Source organism: Xenorhabdus bovienii SS-2004 (assembly GCF_000027225.1).
Taxonomy (GTDB): Bacteria; Pseudomonadota; Gammaproteobacteria; order Enterobacterales; family Enterobacteriaceae; genus Xenorhabdus; species Xenorhabdus bovienii_C.
Map to the genome: position 1 here is coordinate 2,827,164 of NC_013892.1, position 20,458 is coordinate 2,847,621.

Consider the following 20,458-nt stretch of genomic DNA (forward strand, 5'->3'; position numbering starts at 1 on the left):
GCTCAAAGTACAGGGATAATTATTTATCCCTGTCAGTGTTATATTTATTAAGCTTTAGTTTTAATAAAACTATCTATTTCTCTTTATTATTCTAATTAGCCAATTCCGTCACTAAACCATCAATTAATACCTGAGGCACTCCCTGAGAGCAACGCTCAATGCGGCCTTTAACACCATAAACCTGCGCCAGACTATCTGGTGTAATCACCTGTTCAGGTGTACCTTCGGCAATTAACTCGCCTTTTTTCAGCATTAATACATGGTCACCATGACGCAATGCAATATTAATATCGTGAACAACAACAACCGTAATAATATTGCGACGACGAGTTTCACGTGCCACTAAATCCATGACATGGTACTGGTAATTTAAATCCAGCGCACTTAATGGCTCATCCAATAATAACAGTGTCGGCTGCCTGATTAATGATTGAGCCAATCCCACTAACTGTTTCTGTCCACCTGATAATTGATCCAGATAGCTGAGCGCTAGATGTTCAATGCCAAGCTGACGTAACAGTTCCATGACTTCATTTTCACATTGTTTGCTGCTTACACCACCTGATGCTCGCTGGGCAACAATCACGGATTCCAGTACATGGAGATGAACCCCCTCCGGCAATGACTGAGGCAGGTAAACTACACCCTGAGCGCGTTGAGCGAAATTCATCTGCATCAAATCCTGCCCATTGAGCAACAATTCACCTCTAGCTTTATTAAGCCCCGCCAATGAACGAAGAAGTGTGGACTTTCCACTGCCATTAGGCCCCAGCAATACCGTGATTTGACCACGAGGCAATGACTTGACATCCAGATTTTCAATCACCGGATGCTTAGGATACCCGGCCGTGAGTCGGTTGATTTTCAGTCCCTGATTCATATACTTCCCTTATGGCGTAAAATAATGCTCAGGAAGAACGGAACACCAATCAGCGATGTGACGATGCCCACCGGTATGATAATTCCGGGGATCAGGTTTTTGGATGCAATAGACGCCATCGATAACACTAATGCACCAATCAACGCGCTCGCAGGTAAGTAGAAACGGTGATCCTCACCGAACATCATTCTGGCAATATGAGGGGCGATCAGCCCGATAAACGCAATCGGCCCGACAAACGCTACCGCCAGAGCGGTTAGAATACTGATGCGCAGCAATGTTCCCAGACGAAGACGACTGATGTTGATACCAAAACTGGCTGCACGATCTTCACCTAAACGCAATGCTGTCAGCTTCCAAGAGTTCATCATTGAGATAGGCATAATAATGAGAAATACCAGCAACATAATGCCGAGCTTTTCCCATGTAGCCCTTGCAAGGCTACCCATCGTCCAAAAAACCAGCCCCTGTAAAGTGTCTTCTGTAGCGATAAACTGCATCATAGAAACCAGCGCTTCGAAGGTAAACACCATCGCAATGCCAAACAACACAACGCCAGACGTTGCCACTCTTGTCCAGCGTGTAATACTATCAAGCATCAAAGCAGCCAATAAAGCGAAGATAAAAGCGTTTGCAGAGATGAGCCATTGATCCGGTATTCCCGGAATGCCAATGCCAAGCACGATGGCCAGTGCTGCGCCAAATGAGGCGGCATTGGAAACGCCCAAGGTAAATGGACTGGCCAGTGGGTTATTCAGGACAGTCTGCATTTCAGCGCCTGCCAACCCAAGCGACAAGCCGATGACTACCGCCATCAAGGCATAGGGTAATCGGATATCCCAAACGATTACCCGCGTTCCTACATCAACACTTTCCGGCGAAATTAGTGTCTGCCAAAGGGCTTGCAGTGATAATCCTGATGGCCCCATTGTAAAATCCAATATCAAAGAGGCACCAATCACCAAAATAATGGTAAATATCAATGTAATACGTCGATGCAAAATATGACGATAGCGTGCTTTTACATCGCACTCACTCAATTGTTGTTTTACCATTGGCATAGGTTTGGTAGTGATACTCATTTTTATTACCCGTTTACTGCTTACTTCTCACTGATCCAATACGTGCCTGCTGGTTCAACAGCCAAGAATTTATTATGAAGTTCTTTCAATGTTTGCTGTGGATCTAGGTCAGCAAATTTTTCAGGGTAGAACCATTTAGCAAAGACCTGAGTTACCACAACGTTATAAGGTGAATTGTAGTAATGATGCCAGATACCGTAACTACGCCCTTCTTTCACTGCGGTCAAAGTATTGATACCTTTACGTACAGTGATAGTTTTCAGTCCAGCGCGGGCAATATCCGCAGAAGTTTGGGCACCCATTTGAACACCCCCATCTTTATCACCCGGATCCTGTGCACCACTCGCAATATAAATATAAGGATCTGCGACAATCACTTTTTCCAGATTCATCATCCCCAACGGTGACGGCAATACATCTTTGGCTATGTTTTTGCCTCCAGCCAAGTCAATGAAATTCCCCATATTGCCATTACCTGCCGTACCACAGCAATCGCCGCTGAAACCCGCTAGCAACTCAATAAAGACTGAAGGTTTCTGAGCTTCCGCTATTTGGTCAGTAATATCGGTAACTAATTTTTGATTCTTTTCATAAAAATCAGCGTAAGCGTTAGCTTGCTCTTCACGATGCAGCATTTTACCCAGCATGCGGATGCTCGGTAATGTGTTTTTCAAAGGGTCGTTGCGGAAATCGACAAAAACAACAGGAATACCTGCTTTTTCCAACTGTTTAACCAGCTCACTGTTTTTTCCTGGCCCATGCCCAGATAAGCCGAAAATAGCGACATCAGGATTAAGCGTCAGCACTTTTTCAGAACTGACACTGTCAGCACTGGTGTTACCTATCAGGGGAATATTATCAATCTCAGGGAATTTAGCTTTATAAATAGAGTAAGTTTGTGGATCCAGTTTACGGAAATCACCTTGCCAGCCAACGATACGCGCTAAAGGCTTGTCTCCTTCCAATAGTGCAAGGGAATGGAATAAACGCCCTTCTCCCAACAAAATACGATTGACTTTTTCAGGCACCTCAACAGTACGCCCAGCAACATCCGTGACTGTTTCAGCCCAAGATGCAAAACTCGCCATCATAGCGGAGCTTGCCAGTAGACTGATATTCATACCCTTCACGACTGCTCGAAATACAAACTTCACTTTAGTTAGCCTCTTCATACAACAATTATGGCGCTAACAATAAAGCAAATAAGAATACTTATCAATGCGATTAATTCAGGATCGCTACAATTTACTGACTATATTCTTCCCGTAATACCATGAAAAATAAAAACCGCCAATTTCATCACAGAAGAAGCGGTTTTTTGTAATATATAAATAATAATAAGTTAATTAATAAATATCAATTTATTGATGTTTATTAACAAATTATTCATTACCTGTAAATTTTAATGATGGAAATTCCATCTCACTACATTTAACAAACCGAGTTTTCTTTTTCAGTTTGTAGCTGAACCAGATAATCAAGAATACCGGAATACCGATGTAAGTCGCAGTTACACCGTACCAATCGATATTATCTTGCAAAAACGCCTGATAGTTCTGGCCCAATGTGATCATCAAACACAACACAAACGCAAAAATCGGCCCGACAGGGAAAAAACCTGAGCGATAGGGTAGCTCATTCAAGTCCCGTCCTTGTGCGATATAGCCTTTACGGAAACGGTAGTGGCTGATTGCAATCCCTAGCCACGCAATAAACCCTGTCATACCTGAGGTATTCAATAGCCACAGATATACTGTCTGGTTGCCGAACATTGAGCTGAAAAAACACAACCCTGCAACCACGGTAGTCGCGTAAAGTGCGTTACGTGGAACGCCTCCTTTTGATAAATGACCAAAAATTTTGGGGGCCTTACCTTCCCTCGCCAACGTGAACAACATGCGAGTAGAAGCATACATACCCGAATTTCCTGCTGAAAGCACAGCCGTCAATATCACTGCGTTCATCATCGCAGCCGCAGACAACAACCCCGCATTTTCAAATACCAGCGTGAACGGGCTGACACTGATATCTTTCACACCATTACGCAATAAGTTGGGGTCAGTATAAGGAATGATCAAACTAATAATCAAAATGGCAAAAACATAGAATAACAGGATCCGCCAAAATACTTTGCGTACAGCTCGTGGAATGTTTTTCGCCGGATCTTTTGATTCTCCTGCTGTAATACCAATCAGTTCGGTTCCCTGAAATGAGAAACCGACAATCATCGCTACCCCAATCATGGCAGCAAACCCACCGGCAAATGGCGCATCACCCACTTGCCAATTTTGCCAGCCGGCACTTTCAGCCCCTTTCATGATACCGATGATCATCAAGATGCCAACAATAATGAAGACAATAATCGTAGAAACTTTAATCAGGGAAAACCAGTATTCAGCTTCACCAAAACCTTTAACAGAAATAAAGTTCAGCAGAAAAATTATGCCAAGGAACAACGCACTCCATACCCAACCTGGCACATCATTGAACCAGTACCCCATGACCAACTGTGCTGCCACAAGGTCAACAGCTATCGTAACGGCCCAGTTATACCAGTAGTTCCACCCCAACGCGAAGCCAAAACCTTCATCAACATATTTGGATCCATAGGTTGAAAATGAACCCGAAACTGGCATATAAGCTGCCAATTCGCCCAAGCTGGTCATCAGGAAATAAACCATCAGACCAATTAATGCATAGGAAAGTAAGGCTCCACCAGGACCAGCCTGTGAAATTGTTGCGCCGGAAGCAACAAATAACCCTGTGCCAATTGACCCTCCAATGGCAATCATCGCCATATGCCGCGCTTTTAATTCACGGCGCAGGGTTCTTGGAGGCTGCTCCCCTAGTGTGCTTTGTTCTTGAGACATTCTATCCCTATATCATTGAAAGTAGTTCTAATGTGAAATTGTAACAAATCCCCGTCTCGAGAATAGCGGCTATTAGCGATTATAAGATACCTTCATAATTGACCGCCGATTATAAGCTACACGATTATTTTCGTATTACTAGTTCCATGTAGGTATACTGGATTGTTATTATTTACAATAGCTCAACAATTTTTGTAGTGCATTGGACATATGTTTCTGACGGTGATAAATCAGATAGAGTGTACGATAAAGATTCAGTTCAGGGATCACCAACTCAACTAATGTGCCATTTTTCAATTGCTCTTGGACGACCCGTCGCGAAAGGCAACTGATACCCATACCATATTGAACTGCATGTTTAATCGCTTCCGAATTTCCCAATTCCATTGCAATATTGAATCGAGGCATTTTCGAGAATAAAAGGTGATCTAGCACTTCCCTTGTGCCTGAACCTTTCTCTCTCAGTATCCAAGGCTCTTTAATCAAATCTTCCACAGTAAAGTCACGCTGTGAAAGTGAATTTTTCGGTGAGCAGAAGATAATCAATTCATCTTCCATCCACGGTTGAGTAATCAATTCAGGATTGTGACATAAGCCTTCAATCAATCCTAAATCGACGCGAAATTCGACAACCGCCTTTATGACATCTTCAGTATTACTGATATTCAATTCCAATGGTGTATCAGGATAGTCCTGACGATAATTCGACAACATTTCAGGTAACATGTAATTGCCAATGGTGCTGCTGGCCGCTAACCGCAGCGCTCCTAATTCCAGTTTAAAAAGCTGTTCTACTTCACCAACCTGTTCAAGTAATGCTAATGCTTTGGGATACAGCAAACGGCCATGTTCATTAGTCACTAATCGCTTTCCCACTCTATCAAAAAGCTGTACACCCAATTGCCCTTCGAGATCCGTCAGTGAAGCGCTCACCGCAGATTGTGATAACGCTAAATGCTGAGAAGCCTGTGTCGTTGAACCACTTTTCAGAACTTCTGCAAAAATTTCCAGTTGTCTCAGAGTGATACGCATATGGCCTCGCGGGAAGCAAAAATAAAAGTTTAAGATAGTCTTGATTCTAGACAGTATTAAGCAACTTAACAAAAGTCACACTTAATTAATCCATTTTAATGGTTATATATATAAATATTATCAATTTTATTGATTAAAAAGCTTGGCATATGCTTATTCTCAAAATACATAAGCAATATGAGTAGCAATAATGTCTGAAAGTCAACTTGGCAGAATCGACAGGTTCCAGCACAATCCAGTACTGATATTAATTCCCGGATTCGTACTAACCGCAGTTCTGACCGCAATCGCTATCCATGTAGGCAACATGCCGTGTTTTATCAATATGGGATTAAGTGCCCTGACACTTGCAATTCTTTTAGGGATTATTGTCGGAAATACGCTTTATCCTCTTTTGAAGCCCACATGTGATAAAGGGGTTCATTTCGCTAAATACTACCTTTTGCGCGCTGGTATCATCCTTTACGGCTTTCGTCTAACGTTTCAACAAATCGCAGATATTGGTACAACAGGGTTACTGATTGATGCCATTATGCTTTCTTCCACCTTTTTCATTGCCTTATGGCTTGGACGTACCTTTTTGGGGTTGGATAGCCAAACCGCAGTATTGATTGGTGCAGGAAGCAGTATTTGTGGAGCCGCAGCCATCATGGCAACCGAGCCAGTGGTCAAGGCATCTGCCAGTAAAGTGGCCGTTGCAGTTTCTACCGTGGTAATTTTCGGAACGCTCGCAATATTTATCTATCCATGGTTTTACCAGCTCAATGCCCATTACCAATGGCTTCCTTTCTCTCAAGAAACATTCGGCATCTTCTCTGGTTCAACGATTCACGAAGTCGCTCAAGTCATTGCTGTTGGGCATACATTAGGCAACAATGCCGAGAATGCAGCCGTTATCAGCAAAATGATCCGTGTCATGATGTTAGCTCCCTTTCTACTACTGCTCTCTGGTTATATTAGTCGGATAGAGGCTAAAAACTTTGGCAGTGATCAAGATCAAAAAAAATCCCCAGTCAGTATTCCGTGGTTTGCTATATTTTTCATTGCTACGGCAGGACTAAACTCTTTTCATTTATTACCTGGCTCCCTTATCAAACATATTATTACCGCCGATACCATCATGCTAGCAATGGCAATGGTTGCATTAGGTTTAACGACTCATGTCAGCGCCATTCGTCAGGCTGGAGTTAAACCGATTCTGCTGGCATTCTTCCTGTTTATCTGGCTTATAGCTGGAGGATTAGTTGTCAATCAAGGAATCCAACGGATATTGGGTTAAGTGAGAACAAGCGTTAAATTGTATTCTCTGTTTTTGACAGAGATTTTTTTGGCAGGATGAACAATGCCATAATAGTGAAACAAAATTAGAAGAGGAAAAAATATGAAATTTGTTGGAGCCCATGTGAGCGCTGCTGGTGGTGTTGATCAGGCGGTGATCCGAGCGCATGAGTTACAGGCAACCGCCTTCGCCTTATTCACGAAAAATCAGCGCCAATGGCATGCCCCACCATTATCGGCAGATGTCATTGATAAGTTCATAGCCAATTGTGAACGTTATGGCTATGGCAGCCAACAAATTCTTCCCCACGACAGTTACCTGATCAACCTTGGTCATCCCGAAGCAGAAGCGCTGGAAAAATCCCGCGCCGCCTTTTTTGATGAAATGCAGCGTTGTGAACAACTAGACATTGATTTACTTAACTTCCATCCAGGAAGTCATCTCAAAAAAATCGATATTGATAAATGTCTCGCCCGAATTGCCGAGTCTATCAATATCGTGCTGGACAAAACACAGGGTGTAACCGCTGTCATTGAAAACACGGCCGGTCAGGGAACCAATCTAGGCTTTAAATTTGAACAACTTGCAGCCATTATTGAAGGTGTTGAAGATAAAAACCGTGTTGGTGTCTGTATTGATACCTGCCATGCTTTTGCAGCAGGTTATGACTTACGCACGGAAAAAGACTGCGAAGCAACTTTCGAGGCATTCGATAAAATTGTTGGGTTTAAGTACCTGCGAGCTATGCATCTCAACGACGCCAAGAGCGAATTTTCCAGTCGTGTTGATCGCCATCATAGCCTTGGAGAAGGCAATATTGGCAATACACCGTTCAGCTACATTATGAAAGATGACCGTTTCAATGGCATTCCATTGGTTCTTGAAACGATCAATCCAGGCATCTGGGATCAGGAAATTGCTTGGCTGAAATCCCAACAGAATTGATTACCTGAAAGAAGTCAGCTCAATCTTTGACATCATTGATGCAAGTTCCGTGCGGCTCTTGATCCCTACATTCGGCTGGCTGACCGTAAGTGCAGAAACTGCGGTTGCCAGACGCAAAGTGTGTTCACTGGTTTCACGCATTAATAAGCCGTAAACTAACCCTCCTACCATCGAGTCCCCAGCCCCAACAGTACTGACAATTTCACAATACGGTGGTTTTGCCAGCCATGCGCCTGAGGCATTGACCCATAACGCCCCTTGTTCTCCCAATGAAATGACGACATGGGCAATCCCTCTATTACGCAATTCATGGGCGGCATTAATCACGCTATCTAGGTCAGGCAATGGCTTACCAGCCCAAATTTCCAACTCATCACGATTAGGTTTTACCAGCCACGGTGACGCCTCCAGACCAGCAACAAAGGCTTCCCGGCTGCTGTCAAAAATTATACAGGGGCAACGTTGTTTCAATTGCAGCATCCAATCCGCAAATGATTCCGGTAAAACGCCCTCTGGCAAACTACCACTGACTACCACCATATCGAACTGCCCCAGCCAGTCGAGAGAATCACTGACAAAATAATTCCACTCTTCTGCTGTCACATGGAAACCTGAAAAATTGAAATCCGTCACTTCACCGTATTTTTCTGTCAATTTCACATTGATACGCGTTCGGCCTGAGACCAAATGAAATCGGCTTATCATATTGTTTTTACCAAAGAACTTTTGAAATCCTTCCTGATTTTCTCGTCCCAGAAAACCGCTGACCGTGACATCAATGCCCAAATCACGCAGCACCTTCGCAACATTGTTCCCTTTACCCGCAGCATGCAATCCTGCGGTCTGTACGCGATTAACAGTTCCCTTGGTAATATTTGGGCATAAACCAACTAAATCATAAGCTGGATTTAAGGTAATTGTGGCAACTCGACGACTCATCTTGCCCGGTGTCTCCTGAGTAAACAATCATAAGTAATATTAAGATTTCTCTGTTATTTATAACATCAAAATTGAATCGTTTCAGTTAAAATTACCACTTGATTGATCGTTGTGTTATCTCGATCTAAAAGTAAAAATATGCCGAGAGAAGATTGCTTGTCAGATGACGAAAATAAAACCACTACAGATAATTTAAAATCTATCTTCATCATCATGGATAAATTCCAGCCGGAGGAATATACAGTGTCAGTTGTTGTCGGAGTTGGTGTCATCATTATTAATGATAAAGGTGAAGTCCTGCTGGGAAAACGCACCAGCCAGCACGCACCCTATTGGTCAATCTTTGGTGGGCACGTCGATCCAGGTGAAACTTTTGAAGAATGTGCCATCCGAGAAATTCAGGAAGAAACTGGATTAACGATTCAAGATCCTAAAGTCTATGGTGTCTGCAATAATCTCGAAACCTACCATGAAGAAGGAAAACATACAGTTTCTGTCTGTTTATTGGCACATCACCCTGGAGGTGAGCCACAACTAATGGAACCTGAAAAATGTGAGCAGTTAATCTGGTGTGATCCTCATCAGCTACCAGAACCCCACTTTGAAGCCAGCCGCAATGCCATCAAGCTATGGCAAATGGAAAAATTCTATCTTATCGCTTAAAACAACCCATCTTCTCAAGTGCTTTTCAGGCGGGTTATTTCATATAACCTGATCCCACATTTGTATGAAAAATACAACAAAAGGAATTTACTTATCATCCATAAATATTTGTTTACACATATCATTCATTAACGTATCGTCAAGCTAGTACAAGGTAGTACTATTAATTAGGAGTCTACATGACCATTGAGGTAACGCAAAATTTAAAACGTCCCTCCATACTTGGAGGCACAATGATCATTGCCGGCACTGCCGTCGGTGCAGGTATGTTTTCCATTCCTATTGCTACTTCAGGTGTATGGTTTACAGGATCAATAATTTTGCTGGTATATACTTGGGCATGTATGTACTTCTCTGGCTTAATGATTCTGGAAGCTAATCTTAATTATCCGTCTGGCTCTAGTTTCCATACTGTTACTAAAGATTTACTGGGTAAAGGCTGGAGTACACTCAATGGCCTATCTATCGCCTTCGTTTTGTATATCCTGACCTATGCTTATGTTTCAGCCGGCAGCTCGGTTTTGTTTCATAATTTTACGCATTTCCTTCCCCTGCCTCAATCGGGAACTGGGTTGCTGTTCGCGCTGATCGTTGCCTTTATTGTCTGGATGTCCACCAAAGCAGTTGATCGCTTAAGTACCATTTTGATAGGCGGCATGGTAATAACATTTATTATGTCAGTTGGAAGCATGTTTACCGAAGTCAAATTAACTGTCTTATTTGATCAAGCCAATACTGAAACCAGCTATTTACCATATACTTTCATGGCGCTACCTTATTTGCTGGCCTCATTTGGCTATCACGGAAATATCCCAGGTCTGGTGAAATATTACCATAAGGACAGTAAAGCTGTTGCACTCAGCCTGTTCTACGGCACATTAATTGCTTTGGTCATCTACATTTTGTGGCAGTATGTGATTCAGGGAAATATTCCCCGTGAAGCCTTCAAGCAGATCATCGCCGATGGGGGTAATATCGCTAATTTACTGCAACAGATGGATAATACGTCCAACAATACTACCATAGCCCAACTCTTAAATGCTTTCTCATATATGGCATTGGCGAGTTCATTCTTGGGTGTATCTCTGGGTCTATTTGACTATCTGGCTGATTTTTTTGGATTCGACGACAGTGGAGAAGGTCGTTTTAAAACCGCACTGGTGACATTCATTCCGCCAACGGTACTGGCGTTAATCTTTCCAAACGGCTTCCTATATGCGATCGGTTTTGCAGGACTGGCGGCAACAATTTGGGCGGTCATCGTTCCAGCCCTGATGGCTCGTGCTAGCCGTATGCGCTATCCAAATGCCAGCTATCAGGCTCCCGGCGGTAGTTTCCTGATTGCCTTTATCATTCTGTTCGGACTGATAAATGCTACAGCTCATGTTCTCTCCCTATTTGATGTGTTACCTGCTTATCATTGATATATCCCCATGCCCCAGTATTTTCACTGGGGTTTTCATATCATTTCTTGCCTAATGTGCTGACTGCGAGTAATTTTGTCGCCACTTCAACATTCATTCCATTATTTCCTTGTTTTTACGGAAGGTATCTATGGCTAAAGCCAATGAAATTAAGCGCGGAACTGCAATCAGTCACAATGGCAAACTATTATTAGTTAAAGACATCGATATTCAAACACCCAGTGCGCGTGGTGCCAGCACACTGTATAAGATGCGCTTTACTGATGTTAGAACGGGTCAGAAAGTGGAAGAACGTTTCAAAGGTGATGATATCCTCGAAACCATCACATTGACCCGCTGCAGCGTCAGTTTTTCCTATATTGATGGTGATGAATATATCTTCATGGATGATGAAGATTTCACCCCTTATCACTTTAAAAAAAATCAAATCGAAGAAGAATTACTGTTTATTCCTGAAGAAGGTTTGCCGGGAATGCACGTTTTGACAATGGATGGGCAATTACTGGCTCTCGAATTACCACAAACTGTTGATATGATCATCGAAGAAACCACGCCGAGTATTAAAGGAGCATCAGCAAGTGCTCGTACAAAACCCGCTAAAATGAGTACAGGGCTCACTATTCAGGTGCCTGAATATCTGAGTTCAGACGAAAAAATCCGCATTCATATTGCAGAACGTCGTTATATGGGACGTTGTGATTAATTCTATATCCTTAAAATATGAATTGCTCTTTCCCTTTCGATGAAAAGAGCAATTCATCACCTATTAAAATCAGAAGTAATCCACATTAATGATCGCCACACGTTTTTGGCTATCAGTCCACTTCACACTGGAAACACCTATATTGCCAGGAAGCATGACCTCGCCGGTTGTTTTCTGAGTTGAAATAATTTGCTTTACAGTAAGGTTTTTCCCCAACCGATAGCAAGAGATATTGGCCTGAGTATTCGATACGACAACTTGACATCCTGGGTCAACAATAGAACCTGAAAACTGAATTTTCCCTCCTGTAGATTGCGCATATCCATAAGACATCCATGAAACCAACAAACAGCTAATTAACAACTTAAGATAATTTTGCATGGTTACCTCACTTTCGTTTTTCCATTAACTAAAACTCAGTTACCTTTATTCCTTCATCTCCATCATAATTATTTCACATGAAAAAAATACAACATTGACACATTTTATTGATTCATATCAAAAATGAATTTTCAGCTCAAAAAAAGATACTGTTTTTATTAAATCATTTACAAAACGGTTATTAATAACCATTATTTAAACAAAATTATAAAAAAATTTACAATTAATAATTATATTTATAAATCAAATAAACAATATGATTAAAAAGGTATTATATAATTTTTAGTGATAAGTGATAGTAACAATCCCTGACTTTTTGTTTTCTTCTATCCACCTTATTTTTTCTATTCTAATATGCTTTGATAATGGATAATAACTATCTTTTTGACATTCTAATTTTTTATCTTGATTAATCTGTTCGCCATTGTGCCAATAGGCTACTTCAGTACGTTTTTTACCCCAATTAAACTGACATGGAGGCTCAACAATAGCGCCATGAAATTGAAGAAACTCAGAACTTGAGGGTGGCGGATCATGCGCCATTACAGGATAAGACAAAGATATAAACAAAAAAGTCGTCGTTTTTCGTAACATAAGCATTTAACCTCCACTACAAGTATTATTATCTTTTTTCAGCTTTAGCCCCACGCTAAGTTAGAAAACCAGATAATGGTACAACGCTCTGCTATCTATATAACGATATAACAGAAAATGAAACAATTTCTTTATGATTTTTATTTATAAAGACTACATTTCAACATAATATTCTAACAAGTTAGGATATGGGGAAAGCAATTTGTGGTTATTTAATAATAGTCAGTGCTCAAAATTGAGACAAATATATATTATCGGTACTGAAGTGGGGATTTAGCTATTTTTCCGATATTACAAAATAATTCGCATACTAATAATAGTTACGCCAGTCCATAAATGGTATAAATATGCTGATATCTCCATGTCTTAGCAACAACATGCCAGAGCGATTACTCTTTGCCATAAATTTTGCTATAGTGCTCCCCCCAGTTAATTTGACTACCACCAAAATTTACTTTCGTTTTAAATAGGTATCTCATGACCCGCAGTAATCCATTATCAATATTTATACTTAACATGTTCGGTATTGCCCTATTTTTCTCATGGTATTTGCCTGAGAATCACGGTTTTTGGTTTAACATTGATGCAGCCATTTTTCATTTCTTTAATGAAAAACTGCTTCCAAATTCCAGATTTGCACTGTTTGTCGCCATCGTGAATATCAGGGCATTTGATGTTATATCGCTTCTGTGTATGGGCTTGCTCTATTACAGCGCATTTCGCAAACAGAGCTATGCGGGTAAACGCCGTCTTTTCATGATAGGGCTGGTAATGCTAGTCACTGCTGTCATTATTAACCAAATAGGCCACAAAATTCCCGTCAGCCGCCCAAGCCCAACATTAACATTCGAAAATGTTAATCGCGTGGACGACATGATCAGTTGGCATACAAAAGATGCTTCCAAAGACAGTTTCCCTGGTGATCATGGATTAATGCTATTGATTTTTAGTTGTTTTATTCTTCGCTATGTCTCTCGCGGCGCATTTTTCATTGCCCTGCTCATTATGATCACCTTTACCCTCCCACGCATTATGGCAGGTGCTCATTGGTTTACAGATATTGCTATCGGTTCATTATCCCTGACATTAATTGGAATGAGCTGGGTATTACTAACACCCTTAAGTGATATTATGGCAACATGGCTGGATAAAAAATTACCGTATATTAGGCGTACTAGTTAAAATAGTAATGATGAGGAGATATTGCTTATCTCCTCAAAACTACACAATTTTTACCAAACAAGTATAAAATAGCAACAATCATTCTAACCCCTTAGTTCCTAATCTAATTTTTTGTAAAGAACGCTTTTTGTATCTCGCTTTTTACTTATCATTTCTGTACCCTTCTCTGCTCCCTATGATTAAAATAATGCGCTTTGTAAAGATATTAATAAAATGTGTTGGTTCGCACACTTTAGGGACAGAAAATTTGTTAATTCATCATCTTCTGACTACGCTTTAGAACGTTTAGTGTTTCCATGATGGCGATAAGCCACGTTAAGGGCTGCAAGGGAAAATCAATATAATGGTCAAGTCTCAACCAATACTGAGATACATATTGCGGTTGATACCCGCAATTCTCGCGGCAGTGGTACTAACCGCATGTAGTTCGCCAGACTCCCAAATGCGTAGCAAAAAAGCTGATACTCATGCAGTAAACAGCCAAAAGCACTTCTTACTGCAAGCGTCTCAGGATGAGTTTGAAACTCTAGTTAAAAATTTGGATACTAAATCCAAAATCCTTAACCAATATGCAGACTGGAAAGGTGTTGCCTATCGGCTTGGTGGGAGTACAAAGCGCGGTATTGATTGCTCTGCTTTTGTCCAACGTACTTTCCATGATCAATTCGATATAGATTTACCGCGTTCTACATCAGAGCAGCAAAAAATTGGTCAAACCGTCAGCCGTTCTAAATTACGGGCAGGTGATTTAGTTCTGTTCAAAACAGGCATTTACATGCGCCATGTCGGTATTTACATCGGCAATAACCAATTTGTACATGCCTCGACCAGTAATGGAGTGATCGTTTCCAAATTAACCGATACCTACTGGACTAAACGGTACTACGGCGCAAGACGAATTCTGCGAGACGTGAACAAAGTCTCCTGACTATACTTAATTCCCTTGCAGACATAAAAAAACGCTTCCCTTTGGAAGCGTTTTTTTATCCAATTGTTATCCACTAAAGCGGGTACAACGCCGTTATGTTTTCTGCAATCGCAGCACCTAATGTCTTGAGTCGACATATCACTGCACTCTCATCCTCTTTAGCAAAAAATAAACATGGCTCACTTTCCCACTCAATTACTGCGCTCAATATTTGCATATCAGCAATAGATTGATTCAAATTATGCAAAATAACCCAAGCATTTTCACCTTCATGGCTTAACAATTTCAGCCCCATCAGGCTATTTTCTATATCTGTTTCTTCTGTTGGTAAAATTTCAACTTTCGTACCAACGAAGCCAGATGACCACCGATAACTTTGCGGCAGTCTATGTACTACCGAAAGTTGGATATTATCCACGTATTATTCCTATCAGAAACAACATTAATACATCTAACCACCAGCTGTAGGCTATCGATTCGTCAAAACCGAATAACCCCCCAACAAAAAGCAAACAAAAAAGTAAATAAAAAGTTAAAATAAAATCCGATTTATCACACGTTTTTCATCTTCCATTTTAAAAAAGTGAGATCAAACTCTCATTTTGTATATATTTATACTGTTTAGGTAAAAAATTCAACTTATTTTTATGCAAATAAGCAACTTTTCATTTACATATTTATGTGTAATAAGCCATACCACATACTAGGGAAATAATATTTTTATATTATAATCAGTTAATTAACAACAAAATTATTTTAATCTATAGTCATGAATTTAATAGCACAAAGTTAACAAAAAACCAACAACCCAACATTGATTAGCATCATCAAATTAACAAATTTCTACATTTGTCTGCTTATTGCTCGGCATTTCCTATCTATCCAAAAATCAATAGCTTCTTTTGCTATTTCAAGATCTTGGGGAATTACCTCTAAATGCAGCTACTATCAGGACAGGATAAAAAAATATTGGGAAAATTCTATGATTTCTTAATGTAGCGATAGTCAGTACGGCAAGCGTAAGGAAGCAATATATGAATTAAAAAACAGAGGCTACCTTATGCTATCTGGTAGCCCCTCTGATTATTTTATTTTTTGGCCTTATTCGCATAAATAATAAGTAACATTGCCAATATTACGCATAATGCCATTGAGCCCACCATAGGCCATGCGCTTTTTGCAGATACTGAAGATAAAATTGTGCCCACCAGCGCAGCAATACTGAAACGAATAGTTCCAGCCAGTGACGCAACCGTTCCAGCCATATGAGGATAATCGTCCAGCACAACAGCCATAGCATTAGAAGTGATCATGGAAATACCACTGATATAAATTGCAACACCCATTACAAGAGAAATAAACCCTAAATCAAGTACAGTGCTAAATAATAACCATAAACCCATGACAAATTGCACAAACACGCCGAAATGCAGCATTTTCGATGCACCATATTTGCGGACACATTGACTATTAATCATGGTCATAATGAACAGAAAAATAATGTTCAACCCAAAATAGTAACCAAAATGTTGTGCAGAAACCCCGTTCAAGTCAATGTAAACAAATGCACCGGCACTAAGAAAAGAAAACATGCCTGCAAAAGAAAACCCACTTGCCAAGATGTAAAACAGCACCTGACGCTGCCGAAATAACATAGCAAATTGGTTAAAAATAGTTTTTAAATTGAATCGCTGCCTTCTCTCTTTCGGTAATGTTTCCCGGATAAAGAAAGCAACAAGAAACGCGGTTATCACTCCAGCAATCGAAATTGACCAAAAAATAGCATGCCAATTGAACCATACCATCATCAACCCACCTAACATGGGAGCCAACAACGGCGCAATGATCATCACCAATGTCACAAAAGACATACTGCGGGAAAATTCATCTTTCGTGAACATATCTCGCATCAAGGCGTTGATCACAACACTTGCTGCTGCTGCAGAAAACCCGTGCAGAAAGCGCATAGAAATAAAGGTATCAATATCTTGTGACAAAGCACACGCAGCAGAAGCAATGGCAAAAACAATTACACCACCTACAATGACTGGCTTACGTCCCAGACTATCTGACATTGGCCCATAAACCATCTGCCCAATGGCAAAACCCAAAATGTAACTACTCAGCGTCATTTGTACTCGACCGGCATCGACGCCAAAATTGGTGGCAATCGTTGGCATACTTGGCAAATACATATCAATTGCCAATGGCATCAACATAGAAAGCAAACCAAGGATCAAGACTAATCCCAAATAGGATAATCGTTGTTGTTGCACGCTTTAACTCCCGTAACAACTTGTTAAATAGATAGATAAAAGAGGGTTAAGGTGTTGGCACCTGTATGCTGTTAATTTCATGTTTGGTCAATGCTCGATATTCTCCTGGCTCCAATGTAGAGTCCAAATAAATTTGACCAACTCGTTCACGATGAAGCTCAACAACATGATTACCCACTGCAGCGAACATCCGTTTCACTTGGTGATATCGTCCTTCACGGATACTCAAACGTACACGGTGAGGCTCAATAATTTCTAATTTCGCTGGTTTTGTCAGTGTTTTTTCGCCATTCAACTGCACACCTGCAAGAAATTTCATCTCGGTATCGTCTGATATTGGATATTCCAATGTAACAAGATAGGTTTTTTCACAATGATGTTTGGGTGATGTAATACGATGTGACCATTGCCCATCATCTGTCAGCAAAACCAAACCTGTGGTATCAATATCCAAACGACCTGCTGAATGTAATTTATGGGCAACAGGTTCATCGATAAAATACAAAATTGTCGGATTTGTTGGATCATCCGTCGAACACACATATCCCTGTGGTTTATTCAGCATAAAATAGCGGGAACCACCTAATTGTTCCAATACTGAACCTTCATAGGCTATCTGATGATCGGGCTTCAATTTATACGCACCGCTCTTAATGACCTCGTCATCAACAGTAACCCGACTAGCCCGTAGTTCACGACCTACATCGTTACGACTTATACCTAACTGCTGTGATAAAAATTTATCCAATCGCATGAATAGATGTACCTGACAGAAAATAAAAACATATGAACACACCCTTGATATTGCAAGCACTTCAAGGGTCACTATTGGAGTACAAGATTAACCAGATAATATTCAGAGTCATCGTAACATCAATAATTATAACAATAATAAACTACATGTTATAGCCATCTTACTTTAGCAACTGAATGGAAAACGCTTTCCCGACGGCAAGACCACAGAAAAATGTTATCCTCTCTATCAACTATCTTTTATCTAATACCCATGACAGTAACATAACAATGGCTTTTACTTTACGCCCTTACCAACAAGAAGCGGTAGATGCTACCATCCGCCATTTTCGTCAGCACAAAGATCCTGCGGTCATTGTTTTGCCAACAGGGGCGGGTAAAAGCCTCATCATCGCAGAATTAGCAAAACTGGCTCACGGCCGAGTTTTGATACTGGCACACGTCAAAGAACTTGTTGCACAAAACCATAGCAAGTATTGTGCCTATGACCTGCAAGCGGATATTTTTTCTGCGGGATTGCATCAAAAGCAGAGTGAAAGAAAAGTTGTCTTTGGTAGTATTCAATCCGTTGCTCGCAATCTGGACTGTTTTGACTATCATTTCTCACTGTTAATTATTGATGAATGCCATCGCATCAGTGATGATGAAAATAGTCAGTATCAACAAATTATCCAGCAACTCAAGAAAAACAATCCCCAGATACGTATCTTGGGCTTAACCGCCACGCCCTACCGTTTAGGCTCTGGCTGGATATACCAATATCACTATCATGGCATGATACGTGGAGATGAACACTGTTTTTTTCGTGATTGTATTTATGAACTTCCGTTACGTTATATGATTAAACATCACTTTCTGGTGCCCCCAGAAAGATTGGATATGCCCGTAATGCAATATGATTTCAGTCAGGTTCGTACCAGCCAGCAGGGAATTTTCCATGAAGCTGACCTGAATCGGGAGATAAAACGACAAAAACGCATTACTCCTCACATCATCAGGCAAATCATCGAATATGCCCAAGACCGTAGAGGAGTCATGATTTTCGCTGCCACAGTGGAACATGCTAAAGAGATCTTCCAATTGCTGCCTGCTGAACAGGCTGCATTGGTCAGCGCAGATACGCCAGCAACTGAACGGGATCTATTGATCACTGCTTTCAAGGCGCAACAACTCCAATATATGGTCAACGTCTCCGTACTGACAACAGGGTTTGATGCGCCTCATGTCGATTTAATCGCCATATTGCGTCCAACAGAGTCCGTCAGCCTCTACCAACAAATCATCGGACGGGGATTACGTTTATCTCCTGACAAAAAAGAGTGCTTAATTCTGGATTACGCCGGAAATCCTCATGATATTTATTCCCCCGAAGTCGGTAGTAGCAAGCCCAATTCTCAAAACCAGCCTATACAGGTATTTTGCCCTATCTGCCAGTTTGCCAATACCTTCTGGGGGAAATGTACAGAGGAAGGTGAAATCATTGAGCATTTTGGCCGCCGTTGCCAAGGATGGGAAGAAGATGAAAGCGGCAAACGGCATCAATGTGATTTTCGCTTTCGTTTTAAATCATGCCCACATTGCGGTGCAGAAAATGATATCGCGGCACGACGCTGTCACCGCTGTCAGGAAGTCCTGGTCGATCCTGATGATATGCTGAAAGCCGCCCTTAAGCTCAAAAATGCACTCGTACTACGTTGTGGCGGTATGCAATTAACGTCGGGTCATGATAATAAAGGGGAATGGCTGCAAATCACTTATCACGATGAAGATGGTGCGAGCGTATCAGAACGGTTCCGTTTAGCAACACCCGCTCAGAGAAAAGTATTTGAGCTTCACTTTTTGCGCCAGCACCAGCGCGCGCCGGGTATTCCTCTGCAATGGAAAACAGCTGAGGACATTGCACAACAGCTTCCTCTATTACGACATCCCGACTTCGTTGTCGCACGAAAAAAAGGCCAGTTCTGGCAAATTCGGGAAAAGATCTTTGACTATCAAGGGCGGTTTCGCCGAGCAGATGATCTGTACTGAGCCGATTAAATCAGCCCAAAAGTACTTTCTATTTGCTGTCATATAGGTTTTTCGTTAAAATGCCGCCCGCTTAGTGTAGTACATTATATTAAGCCAAGTCTCGAACCTGCTGCTGGGTCGCCTGTAGCAGGATTTATTTTCTTCTTTTACAGAGAAAAAATAATGTTAACTATTAATGCAGAAGTACGTAAAGAGCAGGGCAAGGGTGCGAGCCGCCGCCTGCGTAGAGCTAACAAGTTCCCAGCTATTATCTATGGTGGTAACCAAGAACCAGTTTCTATCGAACTGGATCACGATGCAGTTATCAACCATGAAAGTAAACCAGAATTCTATGAAGTTCTGAATCTGGTTGTTGATGGTAAAGAAACTACAGTTAAAGTGCAGGCAGTACAGCGTCATCCTTTTAAACCTAAGCTGACGCACATCGATTTCCTGCGTGCTTAATTAGCCACAATCGAGCTTTTATCGGGACGCCGAGTAAATAACGCCGCATTTGCGG

20 protein-coding genes are annotated in these 20,458 nt (G+C 41.2%); 9 read left to right on the top strand and 11 right to left on the bottom strand.

Annotated elements, in window-relative coordinates; all coding sequences use genetic code 11:
• Positions 1-91: 91 nt before the first annotated feature.
• The 5 genes from XBJ1_RS12130 to yieE all read right to left on the bottom strand — a co-directional run bounded on the left by XBJ1_RS12130 (position 92) and on the right by yieE (position 5,864).
• Complete coding sequence (locus XBJ1_RS12130; RefSeq protein ID WP_012989273.1) at positions 92-880, bottom strand: ABC transporter ATP-binding protein; 789 nt, start codon at positions 878-880, stop codon at positions 92-94.
• Positions 877-1,962 carry a FecCD family ABC transporter permease gene (locus XBJ1_RS12135; RefSeq protein WP_012989274.1) on the bottom strand — a complete coding sequence of 362 codons (1,086 nt, stop codon included), beginning with the start codon at positions 1,960-1,962 and terminating at the stop codon, positions 877-879. Before XBJ1_RS12135 ends, XBJ1_RS12130 begins: the two co-directional genes overlap by 4 nt.
• Positions 1,963-1,982: 20 nt before the next feature.
• The gene (locus XBJ1_RS12140; protein WP_269763708.1) at positions 1,983-3,083 is read right to left on the bottom strand and encodes an ABC transporter substrate-binding protein; all 1,101 of its coding nucleotides are present in this window, start codon (positions 3,081-3,083) and stop codon (positions 1,983-1,985) included.
• Positions 3,084-3,344: 261 nt separating this feature from the next.
• Positions 3,345-4,832 carry an amino acid permease gene (locus XBJ1_RS12145; RefSeq protein ID WP_012989276.1) on the bottom strand — a complete coding sequence of 496 codons (1,488 nt, stop codon included), beginning with the start codon at positions 4,830-4,832 and terminating at the stop codon, positions 3,345-3,347.
• A 168-nt stretch (positions 4,833-5,000) separates the two neighbouring features.
• The gene (gene yieE / locus XBJ1_RS12150) at positions 5,001-5,864 is read right to left on the bottom strand and encodes a DNA-binding transcriptional regulator YeiE (protein ID WP_012989277.1); all 864 of its coding nucleotides are present in this window, start codon (positions 5,862-5,864) and stop codon (positions 5,001-5,003) included.
• Positions 5,865-6,054: 190 nt separating this feature from the next.
• Between yieE and XBJ1_RS12155 the strand changes: the two genes are divergently transcribed.
• Entirely contained in the window at positions 6,055-7,143 is a 1,089-nt protein-coding gene (locus XBJ1_RS12155; protein WP_012989278.1) for a YeiH family protein, read from the top strand.
• Between the two features lie 102 nt (positions 7,144-7,245).
• Positions 7,246-8,088 carry a deoxyribonuclease IV gene (gene nfo / locus XBJ1_RS12160; RefSeq protein ID WP_012989279.1) on the top strand — a complete coding sequence of 281 codons (843 nt, stop codon included), beginning with the start codon at positions 7,246-7,248 and terminating at the stop codon, positions 8,086-8,088.
• On the opposite strand, the gene fruK is transcribed toward nfo, so the two are convergent.
• On the bottom strand, positions 8,089-9,027 hold the full coding sequence (fruK, locus tag XBJ1_RS12165; protein ID WP_012989280.1) for a 1-phosphofructokinase: 939 nt from the start codon (positions 9,025-9,027) through the stop codon (positions 8,089-8,091). It lies immediately after the preceding gene.
• A 243-nt stretch (positions 9,028-9,270) separates the two neighbouring features.
• Here fruK and XBJ1_RS12170 point away from each other — a divergent pair, with 243 nt between their 5' ends.
• From XBJ1_RS12170 to efpL, 3 genes are all read left to right on the top strand, one after another.
• The gene (locus XBJ1_RS12170; RefSeq protein WP_012989282.1) at positions 9,271-9,690 is read left to right on the top strand and encodes a nucleotide triphosphate diphosphatase NUDT15; all 420 of its coding nucleotides are present in this window, start codon (positions 9,271-9,273) and stop codon (positions 9,688-9,690) included.
• A 179-nt stretch (positions 9,691-9,869) separates the two neighbouring features.
• Positions 9,870-11,114 carry a tryptophan permease gene (gene mtr / locus XBJ1_RS12175; protein ID WP_012989283.1) on the top strand — a complete coding sequence of 415 codons (1,245 nt, stop codon included), beginning with the start codon at positions 9,870-9,872 and terminating at the stop codon, positions 11,112-11,114.
• A gap of 130 nt (positions 11,115-11,244) precedes the next feature.
• Positions 11,245-11,817: an elongation factor P-like protein EfpL gene (efpL, locus tag XBJ1_RS12180; RefSeq protein ID WP_012989284.1), complete on the top strand. Its 573-nt coding sequence runs from the start codon at positions 11,245-11,247 to the stop codon at positions 11,815-11,817.
• Between the two features lie 69 nt (positions 11,818-11,886).
• Here the strand turns inward: efpL and XBJ1_RS12185 are convergent, their stop codons facing one another.
• Complete coding sequence (locus XBJ1_RS12185) at positions 11,887-12,150, bottom strand: type 1 fimbrial protein (protein WP_232503281.1); 264 nt, start codon at positions 12,148-12,150, stop codon at positions 11,887-11,889.
• Positions 12,151-12,480: 330 nt separating this feature from the next.
• Positions 12,481-12,798 carry a type 1 fimbrial protein gene (locus tag XBJ1_RS12190; RefSeq protein ID WP_230578783.1) on the bottom strand — a complete coding sequence of 106 codons (318 nt, stop codon included), beginning with the start codon at positions 12,796-12,798 and terminating at the stop codon, positions 12,481-12,483.
• A 471-nt stretch (positions 12,799-13,269) separates the two neighbouring features.
• Between XBJ1_RS12190 and XBJ1_RS12195 the strand changes: the two genes are divergently transcribed.
• Positions 13,270-13,974, top strand: coding sequence for a phosphatase PAP2 family protein (locus XBJ1_RS12195; RefSeq protein WP_012989288.1), 705 nt, complete (start codon positions 13,270-13,272; stop codon positions 13,972-13,974).
• Positions 13,975-14,317: 343 nt separating this feature from the next.
• A complete protein-coding gene (gene mepS / locus XBJ1_RS12200; protein WP_012989289.1) occupies positions 14,318-14,902 on the top strand; it encodes a bifunctional murein DD-endopeptidase/murein LD-carboxypeptidase in 585 nt (194 codons plus the stop codon).
• A gap of 73 nt (positions 14,903-14,975) precedes the next feature.
• Here mepS and XBJ1_RS12205 read toward each other — a convergent pair whose 3' ends face one another.
• From XBJ1_RS12205 to rsuA, 3 genes are all read right to left on the bottom strand, one after another.
• Complete coding sequence (locus XBJ1_RS12205) at positions 14,976-15,320, bottom strand: YejG family protein (RefSeq protein ID WP_012989290.1); 345 nt, start codon at positions 15,318-15,320, stop codon at positions 14,976-14,978.
• A gap of 670 nt (positions 15,321-15,990) precedes the next feature.
• Positions 15,991-17,178, bottom strand: coding sequence for a Bcr/CflA family multidrug efflux MFS transporter (locus XBJ1_RS12210; RefSeq protein WP_012989291.1), 1,188 nt, complete (start codon positions 17,176-17,178; stop codon positions 15,991-15,993).
• Positions 17,179-17,224: 46 nt separating this feature from the next.
• Complete coding sequence (gene rsuA, locus XBJ1_RS12215) at positions 17,225-17,932, bottom strand: 16S rRNA pseudouridine(516) synthase RsuA (protein WP_012989292.1); 708 nt, start codon at positions 17,930-17,932, stop codon at positions 17,225-17,227.
• Between the two features lie 269 nt (positions 17,933-18,201).
• On the opposite strand from rsuA, the gene XBJ1_RS12220 reads away from it, so the two are divergent.
• Together XBJ1_RS12220 and rplY are read left to right on the top strand one after the other, a co-directional pair.
• On the top strand, positions 18,202-19,959 hold the full coding sequence (locus XBJ1_RS12220) for a DEAD/DEAH box helicase (protein ID WP_012989293.1): 1,758 nt from the start codon (positions 18,202-18,204) through the stop codon (positions 19,957-19,959).
• Between the two features lie 162 nt (positions 19,960-20,121).
• The gene (gene rplY, locus XBJ1_RS12225) at positions 20,122-20,403 is read left to right on the top strand and encodes a 50S ribosomal protein L25 (RefSeq protein ID WP_012989294.1); all 282 of its coding nucleotides are present in this window, start codon (positions 20,122-20,124) and stop codon (positions 20,401-20,403) included.
• Positions 20,404-20,458: the final 55 nt, after the last annotated feature.

Bases quoted from the DNA above. Each gene is read 5' to 3' on its own strand.
- mtr (WP_012989283.1), top strand. From the start codon at position 9,870: ATGACCATTGAGGTAACGCAAAATTTAAAACGTCCCTCCATACTTGGA.
- rplY (WP_012989294.1), top strand. From the start codon at position 20,122: ATGTTAACTATTAATGCAGAAGTACGTAAAGAGCAGGGCAAGGGTGCG.
- nfo (WP_012989279.1), top strand. From the start codon at position 7,246: ATGAAATTTGTTGGAGCCCATGTGAGCGCTGCTGGTGGTGTTGATCAG.
- XBJ1_RS12130 (WP_012989273.1), bottom strand. From the start codon at position 880: ATGAATCAGGGACTGAAAATCAACCGACTCACGGCCGGGTATCCTAAG.
- XBJ1_RS12145 (WP_012989276.1), bottom strand. From the start codon at position 4,832: ATGTCTCAAGAACAAAGCACACTAGGGGAGCAGCCTCCAAGAACCCTG.
- XBJ1_RS12220 (WP_012989293.1), top strand. From the start codon at position 18,202: ATGGCTTTTACTTTACGCCCTTACCAACAAGAAGCGGTAGATGCTACC.
- yieE (WP_012989277.1), bottom strand. From the start codon at position 5,864: ATGCGTATCACTCTGAGACAACTGGAAATTTTTGCAGAAGTTCTGAAA.
- XBJ1_RS12140 (WP_269763708.1), bottom strand. From the start codon at position 3,083: ATGAATATCAGTCTACTGGCAAGCTCCGCTATGATGGCGAGTTTTGCA.
- XBJ1_RS12195 (WP_012989288.1), top strand. From the start codon at position 13,270: ATGACCCGCAGTAATCCATTATCAATATTTATACTTAACATGTTCGGT.
- efpL (WP_012989284.1), top strand. From the start codon at position 11,245: ATGGCTAAAGCCAATGAAATTAAGCGCGGAACTGCAATCAGTCACAAT.
- XBJ1_RS12190 (WP_230578783.1), bottom strand. From the start codon at position 12,798: ATGCTTATGTTACGAAAAACGACGACTTTTTTGTTTATATCTTTGTCT.
- XBJ1_RS12185 (WP_232503281.1), bottom strand. From the start codon at position 12,150: ATGTCTTATGGATATGCGCAATCTACAGGAGGGAAAATTCAGTTTTCA.
- XBJ1_RS12135 (WP_012989274.1), bottom strand. From the start codon at position 1,962: ATGAGTATCACTACCAAACCTATGCCAATGGTAAAACAACAATTGAGT.
- mepS (WP_012989289.1), top strand. From the start codon at position 14,318: ATGGTCAAGTCTCAACCAATACTGAGATACATATTGCGGTTGATACCC.
- fruK (WP_012989280.1), bottom strand. From the start codon at position 9,027: ATGAGTCGTCGAGTTGCCACAATTACCTTAAATCCAGCTTATGATTTA.
- rsuA (WP_012989292.1), bottom strand. From the start codon at position 17,932: ATGCGATTGGATAAATTTTTATCACAGCAGTTAGGTATAAGTCGTAAC.
- XBJ1_RS12155 (WP_012989278.1), top strand. From the start codon at position 6,055: ATGTCTGAAAGTCAACTTGGCAGAATCGACAGGTTCCAGCACAATCCA.